At 66.3% G+C, this 17,050-nt stretch carries 17 protein-coding genes; 14 read left to right on the top strand and 3 right to left on the bottom strand.

Annotated elements, in window-relative coordinates; genetic code table 11:
* Positions 1-163: 163 nt before the first annotated feature.
* The 4 genes from ACTHQX_RS02665 to ACTHQX_RS02650 all read left to right on the top strand — a co-directional run bounded on the left by ACTHQX_RS02665 (position 164) and on the right by ACTHQX_RS02650 (position 3,988).
* Positions 164-1,924 carry a DUF222 domain-containing protein gene (locus tag ACTHQX_RS02665; RefSeq protein WP_440174529.1) on the top strand — a complete coding sequence of 587 codons (1,761 nt, stop codon included), beginning with the start codon at positions 164-166 and terminating at the stop codon, positions 1,922-1,924.
* Positions 1,925-1,973: 49 nt separating this feature from the next.
* Positions 1,974-2,459, top strand: a complete 486-nt coding sequence (locus tag ACTHQX_RS02660; RefSeq protein WP_440158639.1) for a nucleoside deaminase — start codon at positions 1,974-1,976, stop codon at positions 2,457-2,459.
* A gap of 154 nt (positions 2,460-2,613) precedes the next feature.
* Entirely contained in the window at positions 2,614-3,219 is a 606-nt protein-coding gene (locus ACTHQX_RS02655) for a DUF1326 domain-containing protein (RefSeq protein ID WP_440158588.1), read from the top strand.
* Positions 3,220-3,238: 19 nt separating this feature from the next.
* On the top strand, positions 3,239-3,988 hold the full coding sequence (locus tag ACTHQX_RS02650) for a DUF2182 domain-containing protein (RefSeq protein ID WP_440158589.1): 750 nt from the start codon (positions 3,239-3,241) through the stop codon (positions 3,986-3,988).
* Positions 3,989-4,065: 77 nt separating this feature from the next.
* Here ACTHQX_RS02650 and ACTHQX_RS02645 read toward each other — a convergent pair whose 3' ends face one another.
* A complete protein-coding gene (locus tag ACTHQX_RS02645; RefSeq protein WP_440158591.1) occupies positions 4,066-5,220 on the bottom strand; it encodes a pyridoxal phosphate-dependent aminotransferase in 1,155 nt (384 codons plus the stop codon).
* Positions 5,221-5,301: 81 nt separating this feature from the next.
* Here ACTHQX_RS02645 and truB point away from each other — a divergent pair, with 81 nt between their 5' ends.
* Genes truB through ACTHQX_RS02630 form a run of 3 tightly spaced genes read left to right on the top strand, consistent with a single transcriptional unit; the run spans position 5,302 to position 7,161 of the window.
* Positions 5,302-6,333 (top strand): tRNA pseudouridine(55) synthase TruB, encoded by a 1,032-nt coding sequence (truB, locus tag ACTHQX_RS02640; protein WP_440158593.1) that lies wholly within the window; start codon positions 5,302-5,304, stop codon positions 6,331-6,333.
* A 2-nt stretch (positions 6,334-6,335) separates the two neighbouring features.
* The gene (locus ACTHQX_RS02635) at positions 6,336-6,689 is read left to right on the top strand and encodes a hypothetical protein (RefSeq protein WP_440158594.1); all 354 of its coding nucleotides are present in this window, start codon (positions 6,336-6,338) and stop codon (positions 6,687-6,689) included.
* Between the two features lies 1 nt (position 6,690).
* Positions 6,691-7,161 carry a hypothetical protein gene (locus tag ACTHQX_RS02630; RefSeq protein WP_440158595.1) on the top strand — a complete coding sequence of 157 codons (471 nt, stop codon included), beginning with the start codon at positions 6,691-6,693 and terminating at the stop codon, positions 7,159-7,161.
* Here ACTHQX_RS02630 and ACTHQX_RS02625 read toward each other — a convergent pair.
* A complete protein-coding gene (locus ACTHQX_RS02625; RefSeq protein ID WP_440158596.1) occupies positions 7,158-7,946 on the bottom strand; it encodes a DUF937 domain-containing protein in 789 nt (262 codons plus the stop codon). The genes ACTHQX_RS02630 and ACTHQX_RS02625 overlap by 4 nt on opposite strands.
* Positions 7,947-8,234: 288 nt before the next feature.
* Here ACTHQX_RS02625 and ACTHQX_RS02620 point away from each other — a divergent pair, with 288 nt between their 5' ends.
* From ACTHQX_RS02620 to ACTHQX_RS02590, 7 genes are all read left to right on the top strand, one after another.
* Entirely contained in the window at positions 8,235-9,218 is a 984-nt protein-coding gene (locus tag ACTHQX_RS02620; RefSeq protein WP_236807862.1) for a bifunctional riboflavin kinase/FAD synthetase, read from the top strand.
* A 69-nt stretch (positions 9,219-9,287) separates the two neighbouring features.
* Positions 9,288-10,142: a tryptophan 2,3-dioxygenase gene (gene kynA / locus ACTHQX_RS02615; protein WP_440158597.1), complete on the top strand. Its 855-nt coding sequence runs from the start codon at positions 9,288-9,290 to the stop codon at positions 10,140-10,142.
* 5 nt (positions 10,143-10,147) lie between these two features.
* Positions 10,148-11,422: a kynureninase gene (gene kynU, locus ACTHQX_RS02610; RefSeq protein ID WP_440158640.1), complete on the top strand. Its 1,275-nt coding sequence runs from the start codon at positions 10,148-10,150 to the stop codon at positions 11,420-11,422.
* A gap of 192 nt (positions 11,423-11,614) precedes the next feature.
* Complete coding sequence (gene rpsO / locus ACTHQX_RS02605; RefSeq protein WP_102970860.1) at positions 11,615-11,884, top strand: 30S ribosomal protein S15; 270 nt, start codon at positions 11,615-11,617, stop codon at positions 11,882-11,884.
* A 240-nt stretch (positions 11,885-12,124) separates the two neighbouring features.
* Positions 12,125-14,389, top strand: coding sequence for a polyribonucleotide nucleotidyltransferase (locus ACTHQX_RS02600; RefSeq protein WP_102970861.1), 2,265 nt, complete (start codon positions 12,125-12,127; stop codon positions 14,387-14,389).
* Positions 14,390-14,586: 197 nt separating this feature from the next.
* Entirely contained in the window at positions 14,587-15,930 is a 1,344-nt protein-coding gene (locus tag ACTHQX_RS02595) for a M16 family metallopeptidase (protein WP_440158598.1), read from the top strand.
* Between the two features lie 29 nt (positions 15,931-15,959).
* Positions 15,960-16,439, top strand: a complete 480-nt coding sequence (locus tag ACTHQX_RS02590) for a DUF1579 family protein (protein ID WP_440158599.1) — start codon at positions 15,960-15,962, stop codon at positions 16,437-16,439.
* A 29-nt stretch (positions 16,440-16,468) separates the two neighbouring features.
* Here the strand turns inward: ACTHQX_RS02590 and ACTHQX_RS02585 are convergent, their stop codons facing one another.
* Positions 16,469-16,750 carry a hypothetical protein gene (locus ACTHQX_RS02585; protein WP_440158600.1) on the bottom strand — a complete coding sequence of 94 codons (282 nt, stop codon included), beginning with the start codon at positions 16,748-16,750 and terminating at the stop codon, positions 16,469-16,471.
* Positions 16,751-17,050 lie beyond the last annotated feature (300 nt).

Here is a 17,050-nt window from a genome sequence, read left to right as displayed (position 1 = left end):
TGTTTCTATGGAAGCCGTTGGGGGATTCACCGATCACCGGGCCTTATGGTCGAGTGCCGGCGGGTTGGCTTCCGTCCGGAAGAACGACGGCGGTGGGTTGCCTGCGCTCACTGGCATCGCCGGCGGGGCTAATAATGTCAGACCCCCTGATCAGACTGTTTCTATGGAAGCCGTTGGGGGATTCACCGAACACCGGGCCTTAGGGCCGGGTGCCGGTGGGTTGGCTTCTGAGCCGGTTTCCGTTGGTGCCAACGCCCTTCAGAGCGTTCCTGTTGGCGGTGGCGCCAGTGTCGTCGAGGGGGACGTGGTTGATCAGGCCTTGGCTTTGCTGGAACCGGACACGATCACTGCCGAGGACACTGCGTTGTGGGGTTTCGGGCAGGCCGCGGATTTCGCGGACCGGCTCGAGCAGCTCTCTCGGCGGGTGGAGCGTCTGCAGGTGGTCGCCGCCGGCGCGGTGGACCGTTCCCGCATCGCCGCGGTCACCGCCGCGGCATCATCCCTCGTCGCCGTCCCGGCGCCTGCCCCCGTGCCGGTGCCTGAGCCCGCCCCGGTGGCTGACCCGCCGCCGGGGGATGACGGGTCCCGGAACAGCGTCGAGTTCCTTCGGGACAGGCTGCGGATCAGCTCCGCGGAAGCCCGCCGCCGGATCGGACTGGCCGACGCCGTCCTGCCCAGGACCGGTTTCGGCGGGCAGCAGCTCCCCCCGAGGTATGAGGAGCTCGCGGCCGCGGTCGGCGGCGCCCAGATCAGCTCCCGCGCGGCGACCACCATCACTCTGGCCCTGGACCGGGCACGGCATTTCACCACCCCGGACCATACAGCCGCGATGGAACACGACCTGACCCTGGCCGCCGTCGAGAACGACGCCGACTTCCTCACCCGCGTCGCCAAACACTGGGCCGAGGCGATCGACCAGGACGGAACCGAACCCTCCGAAGCGGCCCTCCGGCAAATCCAGGGCGCCTTCATCCGCCGTCCCAAACACGGCCTGCAGCACCTGGAAATCTTCGCCACCGCCGAACAGTTCGAAACCATCACCACCGTCATGAACACCGCCACCAACCCCCGCACCCCGGCACCCGGCCACGGCACTGGGACCGACGGGACCAGCGACGACGGAAGCAGTAGTGACGGGAACGCTGAACCGGACAGCCTCGCAGGGTGGGACACCGCGGGTCCGCCGGAGGTCTCCCTGGATCACCGGTCACAGGGGCAGAAGCGGCTCGACGGGCTCGTCGGCGCGTTGCAAACTGTGCTCACCACCGACACCCTGCCGGCCAACGGCGGCCACCGGCCCCAGATCCTGGCCACCATCAACTACCGCGACCTCCTCGCCGACCTCCAACACCGGCGGGACGCACAATGGGCCCAAAACGCACAATGGACCCAGGAAGCCCAGTGGGCCAGTGATCTACAGACAGCCCAAGGCGGTCAGGAGCCGCGGCCGGCTTACCTTGGCGGGGCCAGCCGCGGCCGGACCGACCAAGGCACGGCATTGTTCGCGTTCGGCGGGCCGGTGAACCCGGCCACGATCCGCAAAATAGCCTGCGACGCCGACATCATCCCCGTCGTCCTCGGCGGCCAGGGCAGGATCCTGGACATCGGGCGCGCCTCACGCGTCTTCCCGCCCCACATCCGCAAAGCCATCATGGCCCGGGACCAGGGCTGCGCGTTCCCCGGCTGCACCATCCCCGCCGCGTGGTGCGAAGCCCACCACATCACCTACTGGTCCCGCGGCGGAACCACCAGCACCGGCAACGGCGTCCTGCTCTGCAGCCATCACCATCACCTCATCCACAAAGAACACTGGCACATCGAAGTCACCAACGAGGTGCCCTGGTTCAAACCCCCACCAGAACTCGACCCCCACCGAAAACCCCGCCGCAACAACTACTTCCACTCACGACCCCAACGGGAATGAACGTGAGCTGGCAGTCCCGCAGCACCATCAGGCTGGCTATGATCAGACCATGCGCGCCCACCCCTCAGCTGCAGACGTGACCGAATACCTGACTGAAGCCGTAGCCTTGGCCCAACGGAACGTCGCCGCGGGCGGCGGGCCCTTCGGCGCGCTCGTGGTAACAGCCGACGGCACCGTTCACGAAGGGGTCAACCGGGTCACCCGGGACAACGATCCCACCGCCCATGCCGAGGTGGTGGCAATTCGGACCGCCGCCAAGGAGACCCGGAACTTTGACCTCAGTGGCGCTGTCCTGTACGCCAGCTGCGAGCCCTGCCCGCTGTGCCTTGCGGCGGCGCTCTGGGCGCGGATCGACCAGGTCTACTTCGCCGCCGACCGACACGGAGCAGCCGCCGCGGGGTTCGACGACGCCGTCTTCTACGAATACTTTGGAGGCGCCCGGCCCGAATTGCTGCCGGTCAGCCAGGCCCAGGTTCCGACGTCGGAAGATCCGTTCGACGCCTGGCGCAAGAACGCCGAACGCACCGACTATTGAGCACACGCTCCTGAGCAGCGCTAGTCGGCGTGGGGAACGGCCGTAGCTTCAGATTCGGGCTGCGGGAGCACCTGTTCCGTGGCTTTTTTCTTATTGACGCGGTCTATACCCCGGAGCACACTGGCAGCGTGGGGGCATGGGAAAGGAGCCCCGGATGGCATGGCAAATCGAAGGCACGTACTTCGAAAACTGTAACTGCGACATGGTCTGCCCGTGTGCCACCTCTGGCCTTACTTTGCCGGGGGATGAGGACCGCTGCAAGGTTGCATTGGCCTTCCACGTCCACAAGGGTGACGTCAACGGCGTCGACGTCGGAGGCCTGAACGTCTGCGTGGTGACCGATGCTCCCGCCCTAATGAGCGACGGCGGCTGGAAGGTAGGCGTCCTGATGGACGCCGCCGCCTCACCCGAGCAGGCCGAGGCGCTCGGGGCCGTGTTTGGCGGTCAGCTGGGCGGGCCGATGGAGGGCCTGGCTCCTCTGATCGGGGAGATGCTGGGCATGGAATCCCGCGATTTCACTTATGAGGATGACGGGAGGGAGCACCGCGTCCGCATCGGCACGGCGGTCGACATGTTGGTGGAGGACTTCGTCTCGCCACTGGACCCGACCGGCGCCGGCGTCAAGGTCAGCGGCATCGGCTTCCCCGCCGACACGTTGGCTGCCGGACGTGCCACCACGTCCACGGTGGATGTCTTCGGCTTGTCGTGGGACAACGCCGGAAAGAACTCCTTCTCGGCACCGTTCGCCTGGTCGGCCTGACTTGTCGGGGCAGGCACATGTGACAGTCCGCAACCACGCGGCACTGCTGGTGTTGCTTGGCTGCGCGGCTGTCGCTTGGTACTTCACCGTCCTGGGCTTCCGGGAGATGGCTCCCGGGCCCGGGACTAGGGGGTTCGGACTTGCCGGATTCCTGGCGGCGTGGACGCTGATGATGGCGGCAATGATGCTTCCGGCATTATCGCCCCTCACCGCGGCTTATCTGCGGTCCATCCGGTCGAACGGGAGTGCCGCCGTCAGGGCGGTCCGAACCGCCGCGCTCGTTGTCGGGTACCTGGCGGCGTGGACGGTCTTCGGCGCCGTCGCCTTTGCGGCCGCGCTGCTGGCGGCCCAGTTGGCAACATCAGCGCCGGATGTCGCACCGTGGGTGGGGGCCGGGATGCTGGTGGCCGCGGGCAGTTATCAGCTGACGCCGCTCAAGGACTTCTGCCTCCGTCATTGCCGCTCACCGCTGGCGTTCCTGCTCCATGTCTCGGGCTACAAGGGCCGGCTCCGTGACCTGCGCGTCGGGCTTTACCATGGCCTGTACTGCATCGGATGCTGTTGGGGGCTGATGGTGGTTCTTGTGGCCGTGGGTGTGATGAACCTTGCCTGGATGGCCGTCATCGCCGTAACCGTGCTGCTCGAGAAGTCGTGGCGCCACGGGCGTGCGTTGAGCAGGATCGTTGGGGCGGCGCTGATCGTCTTCGCCTTTTTCGCCCCGGGCAATCCCGCCCTGCTCCCGGGCCTGTACATGTCATCTGGAATGTAGGGCTTCGTTACCCTGCCTCGAGCGGGACAACTGGTCGGGTCGGAAACGGAGTGAACCGTGGCCACCGCCTGTTCTCCTCAGTGCCTGCGGGGGAGGCGGCCCACGCCCTCGACCAACTCGCTTTGGTCCCCGCACAACGCAATCCGGATCCATCCCTCGCCGATGGAGCCAAAGGCAGTTCCCGGAGCAAAGGAGACACCGGCCTCGGCAAGGAACTGCTTGACCCAGGTCCTGACGTTTCCGCCGCTCACATGCGAGACGTCCGCCCACAGGTAGAACGCCCCCTGCGCGCTGAGGTAGGGAATGCCCTTCTCTGCCAGGACGGCCGACGCCGCGTCGCGGTTGGCGCGGTAATGCGCGTGGGCCTGCGATACATAGTCCTGCGGACCGGTCAACGCGGCGAGCGCCGCGTACTGGGACGGCGACGCCACGCAGGAGACGATGGCCTCCATGACGTTGTTCATCCGCTGCTCCAGCCCGGGCGGGCAGATCAGTGCCCCGATGCGCAGGCCGGTGAGCCCATACGTCTTGGACAGCGTCAGCGACGTGAACACCCGCGCCTCGCCGGGGTCGGTGCTGTCGAACCGGGCAGGACTAACGTGCGGGACGTCGTACGTGAAGGCCTCGTAGCACTCGTCCGAGATGATCCAAAGGTCATGGCGGCGGGCCAGTTCAACCAGCTCCCGGGTCAGATCTTCCCGGAGAACGGCACCCAGGGGGTTCGACGGCGAGTTGAGCATCAGGACACGCGTCCGGTCCGTGATGAGCGCCTCGATGTCCGCGATCCGGGGCTGGAAATCATGGGCGGGGTACAGGGGATACTCCACGGGGACGGCATGCAGCAGCCGGCTGGTCATGGCAAACGTGGGATAGCCGGGATTGGGAATCAGGATTTCGTCGCCGGGGGCGAGCAGCAGGCTCATAGCGAAGTGCAGGCCCTGCTGGGCGCCGTCGACCACGTATACGCGGTCTGCCCCGATGTCTACGCCGGACTGTTCACGGAACCTGGCGGCGAAAGCCTCCCGGAGAGACGGGATGCCGGCGTTGGGGGTGTAGTTGGTTTCGTCGCGGTCCAGGCAAGCTATTCCGGCATCCAGGACATGGCGGGGGAGCGGGAACCCGGGCTCCCCGATGCTCAGGATCAGCGCTCCGGGTGTGCGCCACGCCGCCTCGGTGATCTCGCGGATTTGGTTGACGGGGACGTCGCGTATGTGCGCGGAAAGCTCGGGCATGACTGCCATCCTAGCGCCGGCTCCGGCAGCGCCACCGATACGTCCCAATACCCCTGCCACGTGCCCGATATACTGATAGGCGTGCTTTCTGGACTGGTAATAGTGGACAAGCCGCAGGGATGGACCAGCCACGATGTGGTTGGACGGATGCGGAGGATAGCCGGTACCCGGAAAGTGGGCCACGCGGGAACGCTGGATCCCATGGCCACAGGCGTGCTGGTGCTCGGTATCAACAAGGCCACACGGCTCCTCACGTACATCGTGGGCACGTCAAAGACCTATACGGCCACCATCCGCCTAGGGGAATCCACCATTACCGACGACGCCGAAGGCGAAGTTGTCAGCCGGGCGAGCGCCGCCTCCGTGACCGAGGATGCCATCCGCTCCGGTGTGGAGTCCCTGACAGGGGAGATCCAGCAGGTGCCCAGCAGCGTCAGCGCCATTAAGGTCAACGGTGAACGCTCCTACGCCCGCGTCCGTTCCGGGGAAGACGTCCAGCTGGCTGCCCGGCCGGTCACCATCCACCGTTTCGACATTCACGGAATCCGCCGGAAGCAGGCTGCCGGACATGACACGGAAGTCGTGGACGTCGACGTGACGGTGGAATGCTCCTCGGGTACGTACATCCGTGCCCTGGCCCGGGACCTCGGCAGCTCCCTCGGCGTCGGCGGGCACCTGACCTCATTGCGCCGGACCAATGTGGGCCCCTACTCGCTGGACCAGGCACGCACCCTCGAGCAGCTCGCGGAAGACCTCGAAATCCTCGAAATGTCGCAGGCTGCCAGGGCGCTCATGCCCAACAGGGAGCTGAGCGCCGACGAAACCACCGAGATTTCCTTCGGCCGGCGCATCGCGGCCGGAGCCGCCGCAGGCACACCGGCCGCCGCGACAGCGGAAAAGCCTGCAGCCGCGTTCGCGCCAGACGGATCGCTGGTGGCGCTGCTCGCGGACAGCGGAAGCTTCGCCAAACCAGTGCTGGTCTTCGCCCCGGGCACCGGACCCGGCGGGTCCAACACTTCCGGCGGCGCCAACAGTTCCGGGGGCTCCGGCAGTTCAGGCGCCGACGCCGGCGTTCCGAACGGTTCCCGTGCCGACGGCGGCGGGTTGGCCTGACGTTGGACGCGTATTTCTACATCATCCTGGGCGTCGGCCTCCTGTCCACGCTCATCTGCGTGACGGCGGGCATCATGAAGAAGGCCCCGAACGACATCACCATCCTTTCGGTGGCCGCCGTCGAACTGGCCCTGCTGGTCTACCTCGTGGGCTCGGTAGTGCGGGTCATCGCGGGGGAGCAGATCGCGGGAGAAGCCTGGGAATTCTGGGGCTACCTCGCCACCGCGCTGCTGCTGCCGGTAGCCGCGGTGTACTGGTCCATCCTGGAACGGACCCGCTGGAGCAACTTTGTCCTGGCCGCCGTCGGCGTTACCGCCCTCGTCATGGCCGCCCGCATGAATCAAATCTGGTACTGAAGTGGAAGAAGCACGCAACGTGGCTCATACGTCCGAACACACCGGCAAGCGCCCCACGGACACGAGGAACACCGGTCCCGGCCGGCTACTCATCGCCGTCTACGCCATCTTTGCCATTTCGGCCACCGCCCGGGCCGGCTACCAGATCCTCACCAAGTTCTCCGAAGCCCCGCTTGCCTACCTGCTCTCCGCCTTCGCCGCCGTCGTCTACGTGGTAGCCACGGTGTCGCTGGCCAAGGCCGGCCGCACCTGGTTCAAGGTTTCCCTGGTCGCCGTCCTGGTGGAACTGGTGGGCGTGATTGTCGTGGGGGCGCTGAGCCTGTTCGACCCCGTGCAGTTCCCGCACGAAACCGTGTGGTCCGCGTTTGGCCGCGGCTACGCCTTCGTTCCCTTCATCCTGCCCATACTGGGACTGATCTGGCTTTACCGACGGCGGCCTGCCGCCCCTGCCGCCCCTGCCGCCCGGATCTAGCGGTTCTCGTCCGGCAGGTCCACCTCGATCAGCTCGCCGGGCGTCACCGACCGGTGCGAGGGTGCCGCCGAATCGTTCGTCTGGCCTGAATCGTTCAGCTGCCCTGAGTCGTTCGTCTGCGCACGGCCGGATTGCGCGGGTGGTTCCTGGTCCTGCTCCGTCAGCGGAGCCTGCTGCGGCTGCGAGCCGCCGCCAAGAATGCCGCCCAGGATATCGCCAAGGCCGCCCGAACCGAACCCGCCGGAACCGGGTGCGCCCGCACCCTGTCCACCGGAACCAAGACCGCCGAGGCTGCCGCCCAGGATTCCCCCGAGGATGCTGCCCAGGTCGATTCCGCCACCACCGGCAGGGGAGGGCTGTGCGCCGGAACCCTGCCCGCCGCCCAGGACCTTCTTGGCCAGGTAGGACATGACGATCGGGGCGAGGATCGGCAGCAGCTTGCGGACGAGGTCGCCGCCGACTCCGCCGAGGTTCGCTGTGCCCGCCAACTGACTGGCCACCTGGTCCTGCTGGCCGCCGAAGACATGGCCAACGATCTTTTCGCCGTCCTGGGTGTCCACCTGCGATGGGTCCACGCCTCCGTCGGCCAGCCCGTTCCGGTGCCTGGCCAGCTCGGACTCCAGCGCAGCGGCGCCATCCGGCGCCTGGACGTTGTTCTGCATTCCGGCAAGCAGCGTCGGCACGGCGGCTTCCACGGCAGCCTGGGCGGACGCCGTATCTGTCCCCAGCAGGGTGGCGATCTGCTGGACAGGGATCTGTCCTAGCAACTCCTGGATGTCGCTCATGGCGTGGCTCCTTCCCGCCCGCTTGTCTCGCAGGCGATCCGTGCGGTTAGAACGCGAATGAAACTCGAAGGCTCAGGGCAGTGCTGCCTGAGCCGCTGCCTTTGCATCCTAGCGGGGCGTACCTGCAAGACGGTAGGCCACCGGGCTGCCCCCAGCGCGGTTCACCAGGCGACCTGCCGCGCCGCACCCCGGGGCGTCCGTGACCGCCAGGGATTGCGGGTAACCTTAGAGAGTTCCGGCCCTGGCGCGCCGGAAGCAAGTTCTGGCAGGCAGTAAAAGGCGAGGTTGATGGTCCACATCTGGAACGATCCGACCGAGGTCCCCGACGACTTTGGTCCTTCCGTTGTCACTATCGGCAATTTCGACGGCGTCCACCGCGGCCACCAGCAGGTGCTGTCACAGCTCATCAGGACCGCGCGGCTGAACAACGCCAAGTCGGTTGCGGTGACGTTCGACCCCCACCCTGCCCTGGTCCATCGGCCCGAGAGCGCGCCCGAGCTGATCATGGGCCTGCAGGACAAACTCCAGGCACTTGGCGAGCTTGGACTGGACGCCGTTCTGGTCATGAAGTATTCCCTGGAGCTCGCCAGCCTTACCCCGGAAGAGTTCGTCGGCTCTGTCCTGGTGGACAGCCTCCATGCCAGCCACGTCGTCATCGGCCATGACACCCGCTTCGGCAAGGGCAACTCCGGGGACCTGAACACCATGCAGGATCTGGGGGAGAAGTTCGGCTTCGAGGTGCTGGTGATCAGCGAGTTCGGTTCGGAAGGCTTCCCGTTGCATGACGACGGCGGGACGGACCGCCGCTGTTCCTCCACCTGGGTGCGCGAAGCCCTCCGGGAGGGCGATGTCGGCACCGCCGCCGCGGTCCTGGGCCGGGCGCACCGGATGCGGGGCGAGGTAGTCCACGGAGCCGCGCGCGGCCGGGACCTCGGTTTCCCCACTGCCAACCTCTCCAGCGACGCAAGCGGCCTGATTCCGGCGGACGGCATCTACGCGGGCTGGCTCGTGGACGAGGCGGGGACGCGCTGGCCTGCCGCCATCTCTGTTGGCTCCAACCCCACTTTCGACGGCGTGAGCCGCCAGGTGGAGGCGCACGTCATCGACAGGCCCGAAGAACGCATCGAGGACTTCGATCTCTACGGACAGACAGTAGTTGTGGAGTTCGTGGCCAGGCTGCGCGGCATGGTGGCATACCGTGGGCCTGAAGCCCTCGTGGAGCAGATGCGCCAGGACGTCCTGCAGACGCACGACATCCTGCTCAAGCGCTGACCCGCTTGCACCCCCGGGCCTGCCACACACAGTCCCGCATCACACAGTATTGGCAAGGAAGGCGACGCTGTGACCGTAGAGAAGAACACCAGGAAACTGGACAAGGGCATTGTGCGCGATTTCAGTTCCCGCATGAGTTACGCGTCCTACCTTCAGCTGCCCACACTGCTCAGCGCCCAGCAGCCCGTCAGCGTCCCGGAACACCATGACGAATTGCTCTTCATCATCCAGCACCAGACCACGGAACTGTGGCTGAAGCTGGTGCTCCACGAGCTACGCAGTGCCGCCCAGTGGCTGCGTTCCGATGATCTCGGGTCGGCACTGAAGGGCATCGCACGGGTCAAGCACATCCAGAAGACCCTCACCGAACAGTGGTCCGTCCTGGCCACGCTGACACCCACCGAGTACGCGGAATTCCGCGGGTTCCTGGGCAATTCATCCGGCTTCCAGTCCAGCCAGTACCGTGCCGTCGAGTTCGTGCTGGGCAACAAGAACAGAAAGATGCTTCCCGTCTTCGAATCCGATCCCGAAGCCCACGCCCTGCTGACCGAAGTCCTGTACGCGCCAAGCATCTACGACGAATTCCTCGCCTACCTGGACCGCCAAGGCTTCGATGTTCCCGCGGAGGTGCTCAACAGGGATGTGACGCGGGCGCACGAGTTTGAGCCGGGGCTGGTGCCTCTCTTCAAGCACATCTACGAGAACGCCGCGCAGAACTGGGGAGCGTACGAGGCGTGCGAGGAACTCGTTGATTTGGAGGACAACTTCCAGCTGTGGCGGTTCCGGCACCTGCGCACCGTACAGCGGACCATCGGCATGAAGACGGGCACCGGCGGCTCCACGGGAGCGGCGTTCCTGCAAAAGGCCCTTGAGCTGACGTTCTTCCCGGAGCTGTTCGCCGTGCGTACGGAGATCGGACAGTGACCGCCCTGGACGGCGCCGGAGACCCGACCCCCCAAGCGGGCGAGGCCCTGGCAGCACACGAGGCCCTGTTGCAAAAGGCCACACGCCTCGACGCCGAAGACCGCCTGGCCCGGTACCGGGACCTGTTCGTCGGCGCGGACACCGAGCTGTCCTACCTCGACGGCAATTCACTGGGACGCCCGCTCAAGCGGACCGCAGGCGACATTGCCAGTTTCATCGAGAAGGGCTGGGGCGGGCGCCTGATCAGGGGCTGGGACGAGGAATGGCTGGACATGCCCCAGACCATCGGCGACCAGCTGGGGCGGGCGGTGCTGGGCGCCGCCGCGGGCCAGACCATCATCGCCGACTCCACCACCGTGGTGTTGTACAAGCTGATCCGGGCAGCCCTGGCCGCCGTCGGGGATCCGGCGCGGACAGAGATTGTGGTGGACACGGACAACTTTCCCACCGACCGGTACCTCGTCGAAGGCATTGCCAAGGAGGAGGGGCTGACGCTGCGATGGATTGAGGCGGATCCCGCCTCCGGTGTCCACCTGGACCAGGTGCGGGAGGCTGTGGGGCCGGCCACCGCCGTCGTCCTCCTCAGCCATGTGGCCTACCGTTCCGGTTACCTGGCGGACCTGCCGGCCATCACGGAGGCAGTGCACGACGCCGGCGGGCTGGTGGTCTGGGACCTGTGCCATTCCGCCGGGTCGGTGGAGCTGCAGCTGGACGCCTGGAACGTTGACTTTGCCGCGGGCTGCACCTACAAGTACCTGAACGGCGGGCCGGGCTCGCCCGCCTTCGCCTACGTCAACGACCGGCACCTGCCCGGACTCGCCCAGCCGATCTGGGGATGGATGGGCCGGAAGGATGCGTTCGAGATGGGGCCCGGCTACGAACCGGCCGCCGGTATCCGCGGTTTCCTGAGCGGCACGCCGGCCATCTTCGGAATGATCGCCATGCGCGGCACCCTCGATCTGATCGAAGAGGCCGGCATGGCCGCCATCCGCGAGAAGTCGCGGCAGCTGACCGCCTACGCCCTGGAACTGCACGATGCCTGGCTCGCGCCGGCCGGCGTGAGGCTTGCCACGCCGCGGGATGCCGATCGCCGCGGAGGCCACATCACCGTTGACCATCCCGCCTTCCGCGAGGTGACAGCGGCGCTGTGGGAGAAGGATGTCATCCCCGACTTCCGGGCCCCGCAGGGCATCAGGATCGGACTTTCGCCGCTGAGTACCGGCTTTGCCGAACTCCACCGCGGCATGGCAGCCATCCGGGACCTGCTTCCGGAGGCCTGAACCGCAACCCCGGACAGCACTGTTGCCGTTTCGACAAGATTGCAACACGGCCGGTAAACTAAGCGGTGGATCCGGCTGCAGTCCGTGGTTGCTGGATCCTGCTGTGTGTGGAAACTTCTTCGGAAGTCGGCGCCGGCACCCCCGGCAGTGAATTACTGACTCGGGCCTCACGGCACATCTCTAGGAGTTATTGTGGCACTTGACGCCGCCGTAAAGCAGTCCATCATCAAGGATTTCGCAACGTCCGAGGGCGACACCGGTTCGCCGGAGGTCCAGATTGCGGTCCTGACTCAGCGGATCAAGGATCTGACTGAGCACATGAAGGAGCACAAGCACGACTTCCACACCCAGCGCGGTCTGCTGGCCATGGTTGGTCGCCGCAAGCGCATGCTGACTTACCTGAAGAACACCGACATCGCCCGCTACCGTTCGCTCATCGAGCGTCTCGGCCTGCGCCGCTAGTCTGGTTTTGAGGCGGCCCTTTCCTGCCGGAACGGGCCGCCTCGTCGGTACGTAAAAAACTAAACAGGAGGATCAACCGCATCACGCATTCGCGGTCCTCGGTAGTGATCCCCGGGAAGCTTCGCTGACTGAAGCCGGCCCGTGGGTCTCGATCGATGACCGGGTGCAGGGCCAGTAGACAGATGCTGGCTGGGTTGATGCGGCTGGACTTCCGTTAAACAAGAAACGGAGGTGACTCTCTTGGAGGGTCCCGAAATCCAGTTCTCAGAAGCAGTCATTGACAATGGCCGCTTTGGCAAGCGTGTAATCCGCTTCGAAACCGGCCGCCTTGCCAAGCAGGCAGCCGGCGCAGCCATGGTGTACATCGACGAGGACACCGCGCTGCTTTCCGCCACCACCGCCGGTAAGCACCCGCGTGAAGGCTTCGACTTCTTCCCCCTGACGGTGGATGTCGAAGAGCGCATGTACGCCGCCGGCCGCATCCCGGGCTCGTTCTTCCGCCGTGAAGGCCGTCCGTCCACGGAAGCCATCCTGGCCTGCCGCCTGATGGACCGCCCGCTGCGCCCCGCGTTCGTCAAGGGCCTGCGCAACGAGGTCCAGATCGTCGTCACCGTCCTGGCGATCAACCCGGACGAGCTCTATGACGTCGTGGCCATCAACGCCTCCTCGATGTCCACCCAGCTCTCCGGCCTGCCGTTCTCCGGCCCGATCGGCGGCGTCCGCGTTGCCCTCGTCGCCGACGAGCAGGGTTCGCAGTGGGTTGCCTTCCCGAAGCACTCCCAGCTCGAGAACTCCGTGTTCAACATGGTCGTCGCAGGCCGCGTTGCCGGTGACGACGTCGCCATCATGATGGTCGAAGCCGAAGCCACGGACAACTCCTGGAGCCTCATCAAGGAACAGGGCGCCACCGCCCCCACCGAAGAGGTTGTTTCCGAGGGCCTGGAGGCTGCCAAGCCGTTCATCAAGGCACTCTGCGAAGCGCAGCAGGACCTGGCCGCCCGCGCCGCCAAGCCCACCGTCGAGTTCCCCGTCTTCCTGGACTACCAGGACGACGTCTACGCCGCCGTCGAGGCTGCTGCCGCGGAGAAGCTCACCGCCGTCTTCCAGATCGCTGACAAGCAGGACCGCGACAACGCCGCGGACGAGCTGAAGGACGAGGTTGTTGGCTCCCTGGCCGGGCAGTTCGAAGGCCGCGAGAAGGAACTGTCCGCAGCTTTCCGCTCGGTGACCAAGCACGTGGTCCGCCAGCGCATCCTCAAGGACCAGATCCGCATCGACGGCCGCGGCCTGACGGACATCCGCCAGCTCACCGCCGAGGTCGAGGTCCTGCCCCGCGTTCACGGCTCCGCCATCTTCGAACGTGGCGAAACCCAGATCATGGGCGTCACCACGCTGAACATGCTCAAGATGGAACAGCAGATCGACTCGCTGTCGCCGGTCACGCGCAAGCGCTACATGCACAACTACAACTTCCCGCCGTACTCCACCGGTGAGACCGGCCGCGTCGGTTCCCCGAAGCGCCGCGAAATCGGCCACGGTGCCCTGGCCGAGCGCGCGCTTGTGCCGGTGCTGCCGTCCCGCGAGGAGTTCCCGTACGCCATCCGCCAGGTGTCCGAGGCCCTCGGCTCCAACGGCTCCACCTCCATGGGCTCGGTCTGCGCCTCGACGCTGTCCATGCTCAACGCCGGTGTCCCGCTGAAGGCTGCCGTTGCCGGCATCGCCATGGGCCTGGTTTCCGACCAGGTGGACGGCCAGACCCGCTACGCTGCGCTGACCGACATCCTCGGCGCCGAAGATGCCTTCGGCGACATGGACTTCAAGGTTGCCGGTACGTCTGAATTCGTCACCGCCATCCAGCTCGACACCAAGCTCGACGGCATCCCGGCGTCCGTGCTGGCAGCAGCACTGAAGCAGGCCCGCGAGGCCCGCCTCCACATCCTCGAGGTCATCAACGCCGCGATCGACACGCCGGACGAGCTCTCCGAGTTCGCTCCGCGCGTCATCGCCGTGAAGATCCCCGTGGACAAGATCGGCGAGGTTATCGGCCCCAAGGGCAAGATGATCAACCAGATCCAGGAGGACACCGGCGCCGACATCTCCATCGAGGACGACGGCACCGTCTACATCGGCGCCACCAACGGCCCGTCGGCAGATGCCGCCCGCTCCGCGATCAACGCCATCGCCAACCCGCAGGTGCCGGAAATCGGTGAGCGCTACCTGGGTACGGTCGTCAAGACCACGACCTTCGGCGCCTTCGTATCCCTGACCCCGGGCAAGGACGGTCTGCTGCACATCTCCGAGCTGCGCAAGATCGCCGGCGGCAAGCGCGTGGACAACGTCGAGGACGTCGTCTCCGTGGGCCAGAAGATCCAGGTCGAGATCACCAAGATCGATGACCGCGGAAAGCTGTCCCTGTCTCCGGTAGTGGCTGAAGAGGAAGGCGCCGGCGACGCCGACCGCGTTCACGCTTCCGCTCCGGCAGAAGGCTCGGACGCTTCCGAGTAGTTCCAGGCTCCGGCAGCTGCGTGCAGCCGGAACCGATTAGGCGGGGCCGTTGGTTGTACCACCGGCCCCGCCGCATTTAACCACCCCTCTCAACACCGCTCTGCGGCGGCAAATAAGCCCACGTCAGGGCCACGCCGACGGCGTGGCCCGCTGGTACGATTGCAGGCAGATTTGGCTCCGCTTCCCGAAAGGCCTTGATGACTGTCGTACCCCTGCCGCTGGAGCAGAACCACCCCGGCGACACCCTGATCCATGGAGCCGACGGCGGTTCGGAAGTCCGCCGTTCGGTCCTTCCCGGCGGGGTGCGTGTCCTGACTGAGGCGATGCCGGGGCAGCGTTCAGCCACCATCGGGTTCTGGGTGGGGGTGGGGTCCCGGGACGAGGCTCCCGGGCAGCACGGCTCGACTCACTTCCTGGAGCATCTGCTGTTCAAGGGCACGAAGAGGCGTACTGCCCTGGAGATCGCGTCCGCCTTTGACGAGGTGGGCGGTGAATCCAACGCTGCCACTGCGAAGGAAAGCACCTGCTACTTCGCCCGCGTGCTGGATACGGACCTGCCGATGGCCATCGACGTCATCGCCGACATGATCACCGGCGCCGTGCTGGACCCTGCGGAGATGGAGCAGGAGCGGGACGTCATCCTCGAAGAGATCGCCATGGACAGCGACGACCCCACGGACGTCGCCCATGAACACTTCGTCGCCGCCGTGCTCGGCACCCACCCGCTCGGGCGCCCGATCGGTGGGACCCCGGACGCCATCCGTGCCGTGGCCCGCGACTCCGTCTGGGACCACTACCGCCGTTACTACCGCCCGGATGAACTGGTGATCACCGCCGCGGGCGGCTTGGAGCACGACGTCGTCTGCCGGCTTGTGGTGGATGCCCTCCACGCAGCAGGGTGGCCACTTGAGTCCGGGGCGGCTCCCGTGGAGCGCCGCTCCACCGAGCGCGCAGAGATCACCGGCACCGCCGGGCTGCACGTGGTCACCCGCCCGGTGGAACAGGCCAACATCATCATGGGCTGCCCCACCATCGTGGCCACCGATGAGCGCCGCTACGTCATGAGCGTGCTGAACGCGGTGCTTGGCGGCGGTATGTCGTCAAGGCTGTTCCAGGAGATCCGCGAAAAGCGCGGGCTCGTGTACTCCACGTACTCCTTCGCCTCGTCCTACGCCGACGCCGGCTACTTCGGCATGTACGCCGGCTGCACACCCACCAAGGTCCGCCAGGTCCTTGAACTCCTCGGCGCCGAACTCGACAGCCTCGCGGCCGGCGGCATCTCCGAAGAGGAGCTCCGCAAGGCGGTCGGGCAGCTCTGCGGCGGGATCGTCCTGGCCCTCGAAGACACCGGCTCCCGCATGTCGCGGCTGGGCCGCGCCGAGCTGGTCTCCGGTGAATACCAGGACATCGACGAGACCCTGCGGCTCATCAAAGCCGTGACGGCGGAACAGGTCCAGGAGCTGGCCAGTGAGCTGGCCGCGGCCCCCCGGACCGTGACGGTGGTCGGCCCCTTCGACGAATCGGAAACCTTCGGGCTCTGATAAACGGAAGTTCCGGCGTAGGAGGAATGATGGACCAGCCGCTACCGGGCACAGCGCCCCAGCCAAGTACGGCGCACGAGGCACTGGAGATCTTCGTCGGGCGCTGGCTGGGAACCACCGAGCTGGCTGCCTCGCCGTGGGGTCCGGCTCGCACCGCCAAAGCGGAGGTGACGTTCACCCGCGCCGCCGGAGGGTTCGCCGTCGTCCAGTCCTACCGCCATACCGAAGCCGACGGCACGCACTTTGAGGGCCATGGGGTTTTCACGGTGGATCCCGACCACGATGAAACGCTCTGGTATTACGTCGACAGCATGGGCCGGCCCCCGTCAGCCCCGGCCCGGGGCGTCTGGCACGACTCGACCCTCACGGTGGAGCGGCACAGCGACCGCGGCACCGCCCGCCACACTTTCCGGGTGGACCAGGGCGTGCTGACCCACACGGCTGAACTGCGGCTGGGGGAGACCCAGGACTTCCAGCCGTTCATGACCTCGATCTGTCGCCGCGCCTAAATCAGCCCCGCGGTATATGTCCGCGGCGGTCAGCCCACCAGCTCGATGACCCGGGTCTGCGGGGAACCGGACAGGGCGGGAGCGACATCGGGGGAGTTCCACACAGTTTCCCGCAGCTTGGTCAGGAAGGCCTCGGCCTGCTCGCGGCGCTCGAAGTCCAGTTCCACCACGATGTATCTGTCGTCCCCAACGGGACGGCCGATCCGGTGGGCCACGACGCCGGAACCAGCCCGGTCTGCGGGGTCACGGTCAAAGACCGCCTTCCACGTTTCGAAGTCCTTGACGGCGTGTTCAATCTGCAGGGCGAACATTCCAGATCTCCTTCGGCTGGCCCCGGCTCATTCCGGCCGGTCCATCCCGGCGCGGTGAATGGCGAGGTACAGCCATGGTAGGCCGCGGCATCCCGTCCCACCACCCACCGCGAAGCCCGGTGCCAGGCCGCACCCTCTATCAGTTCCTGCCAGCTTTTCCCCGACGCGTCCTCACGTCATGTCGGTTTCTTCTGGACGCTTCCTCACATCTTGTCGACACGTGAGGAAGCGTTGTTCAAGAGGCGGCGAAACGTGAAAAAGCGTTGGTCTAAACGCAGCGAAACGTGAAGGATCGTTGTG

The organism is Arthrobacter sp. SAFR-023 (assembly GCF_051965295.1).
GTDB lineage: Bacteria > Actinomycetota > Actinomycetes > Actinomycetales > Micrococcaceae > Arthrobacter.
The sequence above is the reverse complement of the archived record's forward strand: the minus strand, read 5'-3'. Positions and strand labels throughout refer to the sequence as shown.